Source organism: Serratia sp. ASV30 (genome assembly GCF_016428815.1).
Classification (GTDB): Bacteria; Pseudomonadota; Gammaproteobacteria; order Enterobacterales; family Enterobacteriaceae; genus Chania; species Chania fonticola_C.
In genome coordinates, this window is the sequence record NZ_JAELTL010000039.1 from 15,242 (window position 1) to 27,069 (window position 11,828).

An 11,828-nucleotide genomic window follows, 5' to 3' on the forward strand; every position below is an offset into this window, starting at 1 on the left:
TTAATTATTCAGAGACTCAACATGACCCAATCAACACCACTGCAACGCCTGCTGACCATTATGAAAACCCTGCGCGATCCGCAGGTGGGTTGCCCGTGGGATCGTAAGCAGACCTTCGCCACCATCGCGCCTTACACCCTGGAGGAAACCTACGAAGTGCTGGACGCCATTGAGCGCCAGGACTATGCCGAGCTGCGTGATGAACTGGGCGATCTGCTGTTCCAGGTGGTGTTTTATGCCCAGATGGGGCAGGAACAGGGGCTGTTTGACTTCGACCAGGTGTGCAACGCCATCAGCGACAAGCTGGAACGCCGTCACCCGCATATCTTCGGCGAGGCAGAGGCAGCAGACAGCGCGGCGGTTTCCGCTCGCTGGGAGCAGTTGAAGGCCGGTGAACGGGCAGAGAAAGCGCTGCACTCGGCGCTGGATGATATTCCCAACGCCTTACCGGCGCTGATGAAGGCTCATAAAATCCAAAAGCGCTGTGCCGCGGTCGGCTTCGACTGGAACACCTTGGGGCCGGTCGTAGGCAAAGTGTATGAAGAGCTGGATGAAGTGATGCACGAAGCTCAGCAAGCGGTGGTGGACGAGCAGAAGCTGGAAGAGGAAATTGGCGATCTGCTGTTTGCCACGGTCAATCTTTCTCGCCATCTGGGGCATAAAGCGGAAAAGGCGTTGCAGGTGGCCAACCGCAAGTTTGAACGCCGCTTCCGCCAAGTGGAGGATATCGTGCAAAGCCGCGGTCTGACAATGCAGGAAGCCACGTTGGAGCAGATGGAAGAGGCCTGGCAGCAGGTAAAACGCCTGGAAAACTAATTGCTCATCGCGTTGTCCTAACTGTGTCGCTTGTTTGATCGGCGACAATATTTACCCAAGCTGAAACGGTTAAGCTCGGGGTTGTGGATTGCTGAATCTGGTTTAACCGGCAGAAAAGCTCAACAAACTGAAATCTAAGGTGTTTTATTGCATCCAAAGTCGGTTTGTACGCAGTTTTTTACGCTAACCCATTGTTTCTAAAAGGCTCTAAAACGGGGGCCAAACGATTAAACCGGGATGAACTCACGAGGGTGGTTGAGATGATGGCAGGTAAAACGATCGTTTGTAGGTCAAGAGAGGTTCGGGTATACTACTTTCCCGTCTTGGTTCTTCCATCGTCTTTAAACCTAAACTCTCAGGTTCAGCATGACAACTAACTATATTTTTGTAACCGGCGGGGTCGTATCCTCTCTGGGTAAAGGCATTGCCGCAGCCTCCTTGGCGGCTATTCTTGAAGCCCGTGGCCTCAACGTTACCATCATGAAACTGGACCCGTACATCAACGTGGATCCGGGCACCATGAGCCCGATTCAGCATGGGGAAGTTTTCGTCACCGAAGACGGGGCAGAAACCGATCTGGATCTGGGTCACTACGAGCGCTTCATCCGTACCAAAATGACGCGTCGTAACAACTTCACCACCGGGCGTATCTACTCCGATGTGCTGCGCAAAGAGCGCCGTGGCGACTACTTGGGTGCCACCGTACAGGTGATCCCACACATCACCAACGCCATTAAAGAACGCATTATCGAAGGCGGCGAAGGCCACGATGTGGTGCTGGTCGAGATCGGCGGCACCGTCGGCGATATCGAATCCCTGCCGTTCCTGGAAGCCATTCGTCAGATGGCCGTCGAAGTGGGCCGTGAGCACACTCTGTACATGCATTTGACGCTGGTGCCATATCTGGCTGCCGCGGGTGAAGTGAAAACCAAACCTACCCAGCATTCGGTAAAAGAGCTGCTTTCCATCGGTATTCAGCCAGATGTGCTGATCTGCCGTTCCGATCGCGCAGTTCCTGCTAATGAACGCGCAAAAATCGCTCTTTTCTGTAACGTACCGGAAAAAGCGGTTATCTCCCTGAAAGACGTTGATTCCATTTATAAAATCCCAGGCCTCTTGAAATCTCAGGGCTTGGATGATTATATTTGTAAACGATTCAGCCTGACACCACCGGAAGCCAATCTGGGTGAGTGGGAGCAGGTGATCTACGAAGAAGCCAATCCAGGCGGTGAAGTGACCATCGGGATGGTCGGCAAATATGTCGAACTGCCAGATGCTTACAAGTCGGTGATCGAAGCGCTCAAGCACGGCGGGCTGAAAAACCGTCTGACCGTCAACATCAAGCTGATCGATTCGCAGGATGTTGAAACCCGCGGCGTTGAAGTGCTGAAAGATCTGGATGCAATCCTGATCCCTGGCGGCTTTGGCTACCGTGGCGTGGAAGGCAAGGTGATGACCGCACGCTACGCGCGTGAAAACAAAATTCCTTATCTGGGCATTTGCCTGGGTATGCAGGTGGCGTTGATGGAGTTTGCGCGCAACGTAGCGGGTATGGAAAATGCTAACTCCACCGAATTTGTGCCAGACTGTAAGTACCCGGTTGTCGCATTGATCACCGAGTGGCGTGACGAAGACGGCAACGTCGAAGTCCGTACCGAAGAAAGCGATCTGGGCGGCACGATGCGCGTCGGTGGCCAGCAATGCCACCTGACCGACAACAGCCTGGTGCGCAAGATGTACGGCGAGCCAACCATCGTGGAACGTCACCGTCACCGTTACGAAGTCAACAACATGCTGTTGAAGCCGATCGAAGCCGCGGGTATGCGTGTAGCGGGTCGTTCTGCGGATAACAAGCTGGTTGAGATTATTGAATTACCTGATCATCCGTGGTTTGTGGCCTGTCAGTTCCATCCGGAATTTACGTCGACGCCGCGTGATGGACATCCGTTGTTCGCTGGCTTTGTCAAGGCGGCTGGTGAGCATCAGAAGCGTCAGGTGAAATAAGAGTTTTAGTAAGCAACGCGCGGCCAAAACCGCGCGTTGTTTGTCTGGAGTTTTAGTTTAACTTGTCTGAGGAAAACCTAATGTCCAAAATCATTAAAGTCATCGGTCGTGAAATCATCGACTCACGCGGCAACCCAACTGTTGAAGCCGAAGTTCATCTGGAAGGCGGTTTCGTCGGTCTGGCTGCAGCGCCGTCAGGTGCTTCTACCGGTTCCCGTGAAGCACTGGAACTGCGTGACGGTGACAAGTCTCGTTTCCTGGGTAAAGGCGTACTGAAAGCCGTTGCCGCAGTAAATGGCCCAATCGCTCAGGCGGTTGTGGGTAAAGATGCCAAAGACCAGGCTAACATCGACAAGATCATGATCGAGTTGGACGGTACCGAGAACAAATCCCAGTTTGGTGCTAACGCCATCCTGGCTGTCTCTCTGGCTGCTGCCAAGGCCGCCGCTGCCTCTAAAGGTATGCCGCTGTATGAGCACATCGCTGAACTGAACGGCACTCCAGGCAAATTCTCTATGCCATTGCCTATGATGAACATCATCAACGGTGGTGAGCACGCAGACAACAACGTCGACATTCAAGAGTTCATGATCCAGCCTGTTGGCGCTAAAACCCTGAAAGAAGCCGTGCGTATGGGTTCTGAAGTGTTCCACACCCTGGCTAAAGTGCTGAAGTCTAAAGGCATGGGCACTTCTGTTGGTGACGAAGGTGGCTACGCGCCAAACCTGGGTTCTAACGCCGAAGCGCTGGCTGTTATCGCTGAAGCGGTAAAAGCGGCAGGTTATGAGCTGGGTAAAGACATTACTCTGGCTATGGACTGTGCAGCGTCTGAATTCTACAAAGACGGCAAATATGTTCTGGCCGGCGAAGGCAACAAAGCCTTCACTTCTGAAGAGTTCACTCACTTCCTGGAAGACCTGACCAAGCAATACCCAATCGTGTCTATCGAAGACGGCCTGGACGAATCTGACTGGGATGGTTTCGCATACCAGACCAAAGTGCTGGGCGACAAAATCCAGCTGGTGGGCGACGACCTGTTCGTGACCAACACCAAGATCCTGAAAGAAGGCATCGAGAAGGGCATCGCTAACTCCATCCTGATCAAATTCAACCAGATCGGTTCTCTGACCGAAACTCTGGCTGCAATCAAGATGGCGAAAGACGCAGGTTACACTGCGGTGATCTCTCACCGTTCAGGTGAAACCGAAGATGCTACCATCGCTGACTTGGCGGTAGGTACTGCGGCTGGCCAGATCAAAACCGGTTCTATGAGCCGTTCTGACCGCGTTGCTAAATACAACCAACTGATCCGTATCGAAGAAGCGCTGGGCAACCGCGCGCCGTTCAATGGCCTGAAAGAAGTTAAAGGTCAGTAATATTACGGTTTGATTCGTTACCGAATCAGTAAGCAAACGGAGAGTGCCGTAAAGGTACTCTCCGTTTTTTTATGCCTGCGTTAAATAGATTTACCCCTCTGCAACCTGGCGAAATAATGGGGTTGAGATTTTACTTGGGCTTAAAAAATTATTTCTGCGCTAATTGTCCTGTTTTTTTGGGAGTATTTTTCTGCCTGATGACGCAAGTTTTGACATCGGTCTGGTCACTTAATAATCAATAATGGCCAGGTAATGATATTAAATTATTAAAATGTTGGGAATAATCCTAACTTCAGGTAATACCCCTAAAAAGACCCATATGTTTCAAAATGTTTCATATGATAACAAAATAATTCTTTTGTGTTTTTAACTTATTGATATTTATTGAGTTAATTTTTCAATAATGCCGATTTAATAAGTGTTACCAAATGTAAGTTCAATCTATTATCTACGATTGCTACGAAAAAATAGTTGTTAAGAAAAATCTTGGTTTGCTAGAATAATCTCACATGTCCACAGGGCGTCTGAGAAAGACAGTGTGACATGTCTATTTTTAGTGAGTTTAAGCCAGTAAATAATTACTGCCAGGACTGCTTTATTGGAAAAAGTAAATTAAAAGGATTTCTTATGAAAATCAAAATGATCTCTCTCGCTTTAATTGCATTCTCTAGCGCCTCCATGGCAGATTCAGCCAATACAGTGCAATTCAAGGGTGAAGTTAGTACCCAAACCTGCTCGGTTAATATTAACGGCAATGAAGCCAACCCTGTGGTGTTACTGCAGACGGTTGCGGCCAGCTCGCTCGCTACCAAAGGTGCTACCGCTGGGGAAACGACCTTTACCGTTAACGTAACCGGTTGTACTACCGCGGCCAGCGACACCTCCATCAAAACGGTGTTTGTGGGGAATAACACGACCACCAATGGCAATCTGGGTAACACCGGTGATGCAACCAAGGTTTCTATTCAACTGCTGGATAGCGATGCCACCACGCCATTAAGCTTTGCTACGGGTTCAACGGCTACCACCAGCGCAATGACGCTGGCAACCGGCGCGACATCAACGTCGCAAGAACTGGTTGCCCGTTATTATGCCGAAGAGGCTGGGGTGACTGCAGGTTCAGTGATCGCCACTGCACAATATGCGATTACGTATAAATAACACTCTGCCGCTCTAGGTTGTTTCCGCCACCGGGCTCAAGCCTGATGGTAGGAAATAACCTGTTATCCATAATAACGCCAGCACTGTCCGAAACCTTAAGGGGTGCTGGGTTATTAGTCTTGTTGACTGGTCTCTCTTATGGCGTATACCACACGTACCTTTTCTTGTTGGGCGGCATTGCTGTTCAGCCTGACATTGCTGATTGTCGATAGCGCAGCTGCCAGCGTCACCATGCTGGGCAACCGGGTGATCTACCCCGCTCAGGCGCGCGAAAAGACGCTGCAGTTTACCAACGATGATGCTGCCCCGGCGCTGATCCAGGTCTGGCTTGATATCGATAATGACAAGTCGACGCCGGAAACGGCCGATGCCCCCTTTATCGCATCGCCACAGATTTTCCGGATGAATGCCCATAGCGGGCAAATGGTAAGGCTGATGTACACCGGGAAAGGCTTACCGACTGACCGCGAATCCCTGTTTCACCTTAACTTCCTCCAGGTGCCAGCCGTCAAACAAAGCGAAACGGATAAAAACAAGTTGGTGCTGTTGGTCAGCAATCGGCTGAAGGTGTTCTATCGGCCCGAAGGGCTGCCGGGAGAGGGTAATCAGGCAGGCAAACAGTTGCGTATCCAGCGTAATGGCAATGCACTCCAGGTCAGTAATCCTACGCCTTATTACGTCAGCATCAGCTATGCCAAAAGCGGCAATAAAAACCTGCATATTGAACCGGCCGATATGATCGCGCCTTTTTCGCAGGTGAGTTGGCCGCTAGGTTCGGCGTTCCCTAAAGGGAAACTGAAAGTGGTGCTCGGCGTTATGAATGACTATGGGGTAGAGGTTCCCGTAACGCTAGAGACGCTGCACTAAAAAAGGACAGGGAGGTCCTGATGCCGTTAAAAAACTATCCCACATTTCCGTCTCTGCTATCAACGTGCTGCCGCTGTGGCCTCTTTTTGTTCTCTCTGGGCGGGATCTCCCTGGCACAAGGCGCAACGGACGACTACGCCTTCGACGCCGATTTACTGCGTGGCAGCGTTTTCAGCAGCACGCAACTCGAACAGTTCAACCAACAGGATCTGGTAACGCCGGGCAACTATGAGGTTGAGCTGTTTACCAACGGTGTATTTGTTGAACGCAGCCAAATCCGCTTTGTTCTGGGCGACGATCGCCGCGTATTGCCGTGTTTTGAGCAGCAACAACTGGAGCGCCTTGGCCTGAAGGAAGTGCCAGCGGTGCCTGCAGAAGGCTGCCTGCAACCTGGACGCGATCTTAAAGACATTCAGGTTCAGGCCGATATGTCACAACTAAGATTGGATCTCAGCATTCCACAGAGTTTGCTGAACCATAAACCCCGTGGCAGCGTCAGCCCTGGCAGCCTGAGCAGCGGTGAATCGATGGCGTTTTTCAACTACAACGTTAACCAATATCACGTCAACTACCGCCAGGGGCAGACCAAGGACCTCAACTCCACCTTCGCCAACCTGAATGGGGGTTTTAACCTGGGGCTATGGCGTTACCGTCAGCAATCCAACTTCCGCTTTGATAATGAGTTTGGCAGCCATTGGGATACCAGCCGCCGCTATGTTCAGAGGGCGGTACTGCCGTTACGCAGTGAGGTTTTGCTGGGGGAAGGCTTTACCGACGGCCATTTCTTCGCTGGGCTGGGGTTTCGCGGCGTCCGGATGACGTCGGACGATCGTATGCTGCCGGACTCGCTGCGAGGCTATGCTCCCGTGGTGCGCGGTATTGCCAACAGTAACGCCAGAGTGACCGTCTTTCAGGGTAAAAGCCAACTGTATGAAACCACGGTGGCCCCAGGTCCCTTTGCGATTGACGATCTGTTTGCCACCAACTTCTCCGGTGACCTGACGGTGGTGGTGACAGAGGCCGATGGTAGCGTCAGCACCTTCACCGTGCCATTCTCTGCCGTTCCCCAATCCATGCGCCCTGGATCCTCACGCTATTCGGCGACTCTGGGGCGATCGCGCTTTATCGGCGATAACGACCTGTTCAGTGAGTTGACCTGGCAGTATGGTTTGAGCAACTCGGTGACGTTTAACGCGGGTAACCAGTTGGCTGATGGCTATCAGGCCTTGATGCTGGGTGGGGTCTACAGTAACTCACTGGGGGCTTTTGGCCTGGATAGCACTTTTTCCCATGCCAGCCTGCCGGAAGGCACAACCTCGGGTTGGATGCTGCACCTCTCCTATAGCAAAAGCTTTACCCCAACGGATACCACGCTTTCCATCGCCGGGTATCGTTACTCCACCGAAGGGTTTCGTGATTTGAGCGATGTGCTCGGCGTACGTCAGGCAGACAGCAGTGGACAAAGCTGGCAATCCGATTCCTATCGCCAGCAGTCGCGCTTTGAAGTTGCCGTCAATCAGGGGATTGGCTCATTGGGTAACCTGACGCTGTCAGGCTCTACCCAGGATTACCGCGATGGGCGCGGCCGGGATAATCAGCTACAGTTGGGTTGGGGCAAGGTGTTTGGCAACGGCGTCGCGTTGAACCTTTCGGTGACGCGTACCCGTAGCCTGAACGGCAACAACAGCGCCTATTACGACGGCAGCCAGCCCTATGTGAATACCAATGATTTCGCGAGTACCAATACCTCGCAAACCGTTAGTTCGCTCTCGGTTTCCTTTCCTCTTGGTCGCTCTTCTTCTGCGCCAACGGCATCGTTGTTCTCTAACCATAGTCAGGGGCAGGGAGGGAGCTATCAGGCGGCGATCTCGGGCAACGTGGGGGAGACGCAGCAGGTCGGTTATGGGCTTAATTTCACTACCGACGATAATAACCATAACAGCATCTGGGGGGGTAACCTGCAAACCCGCCTGCCTTATGCCAGTGCTACCGGCTCGGTTTCAGCATCCAGCCAATATTGGCAGGGATCGGCTGCGCTGCAGGGGGCTGTGGTTGCCCATCGCGGTGGGGTCACGCTTGGGCCTTATGTTGGGGACACCTTTGCCCTGATTGATGCTCCTGGTGCGCGTGGTGCGCAAGTGATGGATGGGCAGGGCGCTCGTGTCGATCGTTTCGGCTATGCGCTGGTTCCTTCGCTGGTGCCCTATCATTTCAATACTGTGGCTCTGAATCCGCAGGGGATGAGCAGCAAGGCAGAATTGGAAGATGGGCAACAGCGTGTGGCACCTTTCGCAGGAGCCACGGTGCGAGTGCACTTCAAGACGATACGGGGTCAGGCTGTGCTGATCAAAGTTCAGCGGCCGGATGGCAGTATAATCCCGATGGGTACCTCGGTCTTTGATGAGAACAATAACGATGTCGGCATGGTTGGCCAGGCTAATCAGATCTATCTGCGCAGTGATAAACCGCAAGGGAAATTGACCTTACGCTGGGGAGAAGGGGCGACTGAACGATGCAGTCTGCCCTATAAATTACCCCCGGCAAGCGATGAGCCGCTCCTGCTGCTGAAGGCGACATGCCGCTGATTCACCGATTATTCACCGGAGGTTATTCCATGAAGTTATTTTCACTGCTACGGTTGGCGCTGTTGGGGAGCCTACTTGCTGGGATCAGCTTACCAGCGGCGGCCAGATGTACCCGTGTTTCGCCAGCCATCGACTCCGGTTGCGACGCCTGTGGCGTCGGTGTCGGCCTGGGGCGTATCAACCTGACCAGCACTTACCTGCAGCCCGTAGGCACGCCGCTGGGCAGTAGCGTGTTTGATTTCACCTCCGGCGTCCGTTACCCGGATCCGAACAAAGTCTTGTATCAGTGCGATACCAGTGACGTCGGGCAGATTTTTGAAGTGTTTGCCACCAACGGTGATGACCGGGTAGGGGGCTATTATGATTTAGGGGCGGTGGACGGCAACCCCAATTATTATGCCACCTACTTTCCCTATGTCGGCATTCGGCTAACCCATCTGGATTCGGGCAAGGTATTTACCCGTTACTGGCAGGCAACGCCGATCACCCGCTACGCCACGGTGGGTGACAAGATCCAGATCCGGGTCAAGGATTTCAGCCCCATCCGGGCAGATCTGATCCGCATCAGTTCGCTCCCTGGCCGTGGTGCCAGTAACTACTGTGGTTACAGTGCGTCTAATCCGCTGAGTGGCATGGCTTCAACCACCGGTAATTCGAACTATACTTGCATCCAGCCTAATGGCTATGTGACCTTCCAAGGGCCCGGTATTGCGTCTGATCCTATCGGTAGTGATTCGGCCACCAACTATTCGACCTGGGGAACTGGGCGTTGGAACGCGATGGGGATGGGAACGTCGCCGATTTCTTCCCTTTCTTATACCGCCACCTGTGTGGCACGCAACGTCACGCCGCTGGTGATCCTGCCAACGCTTTCCGTCGGCCAATTAACCGCAGGCCGAACTTCTCAGGCCCAGTTCACCATCAATATTGAATGTGATAATGCAGCCGTTTCGGGGATTAGCACCAATCGTACCGCCCTGGGCCTGCAAGTCCCTTATGCCAGCTTTGCTCTGGCGCAACAGCTTGGCCTGGTCAACGCCAGCGGTGGCGTAAGCTATCTGCTCTCTGACGGTTATGGCACGGACAGCAGTGTAGCGACCGGCGTGGGAATTGCGCTTTCCAACAGCAGCAACGGTACGCCAATGAACTTTGTCGGCTGGGCTCGTTGTAGTGCTGGCCAGTGCCCGCAGGGTAACAATGCGGGGTGGTACCCTGTTCTTGATGGCGCAAGCAACGGGGGCAGCACCGCGACGGGGTATACCCATTACACCACGCAGTTGACAGCCACATTATCACGCTTGCCGGGCCAGACCGTTACGGCGGGTAAGGTTGATGCCAAGGCTTACGTTTGGGTTAAGGTACAATAAGATCATGAAGAAAATCGTCTGTACGTTACTGCTGCTCGGTGGTTTGTTACCCGCAATGCTGGCTCAGGCCGGTATTATTGCCTCCGCGACGCGAGTGATTTTTCGCGAGGGCGATAATGAAAAAAGCTTGATGCTCCTCAATACCAACGACTACCCGATCGTGGTACAAACCTGGGTAGACGATGGGGATGTCAATGCGGCCCCCGAACAATCAACAGCGCCTTTTGTCAGCTTACCTGCGGTATTTAGCATGCAGCCCAAGACCGTGAAAGGGCTGAGGCTGATTTATAACCAGCAGTCACTGCCAACGGATAGGGAATCGGTCTTCTGGATTAATCTGTACGAAATCCCACCGACGCGCCCTGTGATCCCCCCGCTACAGCCTAGCGTGACTATGGCGATGAACACCCAGATGAAGATATTCTATCGGCCCAAGGCGGTGGTCGCGGCCGAGAAGGATGCGCCTAAGCCGGTGTTCACCCTGAAAAAGGAAGATAATCATTACGTCTTGCAGTGCGATAACCCGTCGCCGGTTTATCTCTCTTTTTCCCGTCTTGCGCTGCGCATTGGCCAGCAGGATTATCCGGTGCAACAAGAGAGCGATATGATGACGCCGCCTTACGGCAGTAAGCAGTATCGGATTAATGATATTGTTCAATCAGGGGCTATCTCTTCAGCGATGGTCAACGCCGCCATTATCGATGATCAGGGTAATGCGGTCGATCAGCAATATACCGTACGGAAATAACAGTCCGCACCTTGCAGCTAAATTGAGAATAAGATGATACCCAATAAACATCAGATCGAACTTGAATTGGCACAACGAGCCAGCAAGATAAGAAGCTCGGGGCGGTTCCATCAGGCGATAATTAAACACGGCGTGATGATAGATGAAACCTATAGGAATCATCCCATGTTCTATAAAATCATCTTTCGTAACAGCCGCTTTATTATCTGTTCGACTCTGCTGGCCATCTATTACAACCAAAGCGAGGCAGCCCTGAAGGATGTCAAAGCCTTTTTTAAAGGCAAAGATATTATCAGCGAGAACGCGTTGGATTCGTTTCTGTTCTTCCTGCGCGTTGGGCGCTGGCTAGAGGTCAAGAAGGACGATCAAGACCGGCGCACGCTGTTGTTTAGGCCTACCCCGAATGCCCTGCGCCAAACCCATGAGCTGGTTTCCTCAATGGCGTTGCCCTATCAAACGTTAGCCCCCGAGATCCCGGTTGCCGAGCTGCTGGATCAGAGCTGGTTTTTACCTGCATTCTTCAAGGTTTACGGCCAACTGATGATACAGGAGATCTATCTGAACGATCTGGTACCACAGGCCGCATTGTTTATTACTAAAGATGCGGGCCATATGGTGTTGCTGATGCTATTTATGGAAAGTATCCGCCACAATTCCCACATGCTGTTTTTGTCCTCGGCGGAGATCGCCAAGTTTAGCTCGGTGTCCCGTACGCATATCAATCGGATCCTGCTGGCGGCGGAAAAATCGGGCCTGCTTACCACCAAAAATAACGTGCTGATTGAGTTAAATAGCTCGTTTATTGAGATGGCAGAGCGCTATTTTAGCCTGTATATGGCGATGGTGGGGTATAGCCTGGATGGGGCATGTCAGCAGCATAATAACTAGATCTGCCAAGAAAACC

General features: G+C 52.5%; 9 protein-coding genes. All 9 read left to right on the plus strand.

The window, feature by feature from the left end; genetic code table 11:
- The first annotated feature begins 21 nt into the window (after nt 1–21).
- The 9 genes from mazG to JHD74_RS17105 all read left to right on the plus strand — a co-directional run bounded on the left by mazG (nt 22) and on the right by JHD74_RS17105 (nt 11,812).
- Nucleotides 22–816, plus strand: coding sequence for a nucleoside triphosphate pyrophosphohydrolase (gene mazG, locus JHD74_RS17065; protein ID WP_024529807.1), 795 nt, complete (start codon nt 22–24; stop codon nt 814–816).
- 366 nt (nt 817–1,182) lie between these two features.
- Nucleotides 1,183–2,820: a glutamine hydrolyzing CTP synthase gene (gene pyrG, locus JHD74_RS17070; RefSeq protein ID WP_024483442.1), complete on the plus strand. Its 1,638-nt coding sequence runs from the start codon at nt 1,183–1,185 to the stop codon at nt 2,818–2,820.
- A gap of 80 nt (nt 2,821–2,900) precedes the next feature.
- A complete protein-coding gene (eno, locus tag JHD74_RS17075; protein ID WP_024529808.1) occupies nt 2,901–4,196 on the plus strand; it encodes a phosphopyruvate hydratase in 1,296 nt (431 codons plus the stop codon).
- Between the two features lie 627 nt (nt 4,197–4,823).
- On the plus strand, nt 4,824–5,357 hold the full coding sequence (locus tag JHD74_RS17080) for a fimbrial protein (RefSeq protein ID WP_024529809.1): 534 nt from the start codon (nt 4,824–4,826) through the stop codon (nt 5,355–5,357).
- Between the two features lie 138 nt (nt 5,358–5,495).
- Nucleotides 5,496–6,224 (plus strand): molecular chaperone, encoded by a 729-nt coding sequence (locus JHD74_RS17085; RefSeq protein ID WP_024529810.1) that lies wholly within the window; start codon nt 5,496–5,498, stop codon nt 6,222–6,224.
- Nucleotides 6,225–6,244: 20 nt separating this feature from the next.
- Nucleotides 6,245–8,809 (plus strand): fimbria/pilus outer membrane usher protein, encoded by a 2,565-nt coding sequence (locus JHD74_RS17090; protein WP_024529811.1) that lies wholly within the window; start codon nt 6,245–6,247, stop codon nt 8,807–8,809.
- A gap of 29 nt (nt 8,810–8,838) precedes the next feature.
- A complete protein-coding gene (locus JHD74_RS17095) occupies nt 8,839–10,176 on the plus strand; it encodes a fimbrial protein (RefSeq protein ID WP_037435196.1) in 1,338 nt (445 codons plus the stop codon).
- A gap of 4 nt (nt 10,177–10,180) precedes the next feature.
- The gene (locus tag JHD74_RS17100; RefSeq protein ID WP_199063151.1) at nt 10,181–10,924 is read left to right on the plus strand and encodes a molecular chaperone; all 744 of its coding nucleotides are present in this window, start codon (nt 10,181–10,183) and stop codon (nt 10,922–10,924) included.
- Nucleotides 10,925–11,089: 165 nt separating this feature from the next.
- Nucleotides 11,090–11,812 (plus strand): hypothetical protein, encoded by a 723-nt coding sequence (locus tag JHD74_RS17105; protein WP_233169569.1) that lies wholly within the window; start codon nt 11,090–11,092, stop codon nt 11,810–11,812.
- Nucleotides 11,813–11,828 lie beyond the last annotated feature (16 nt).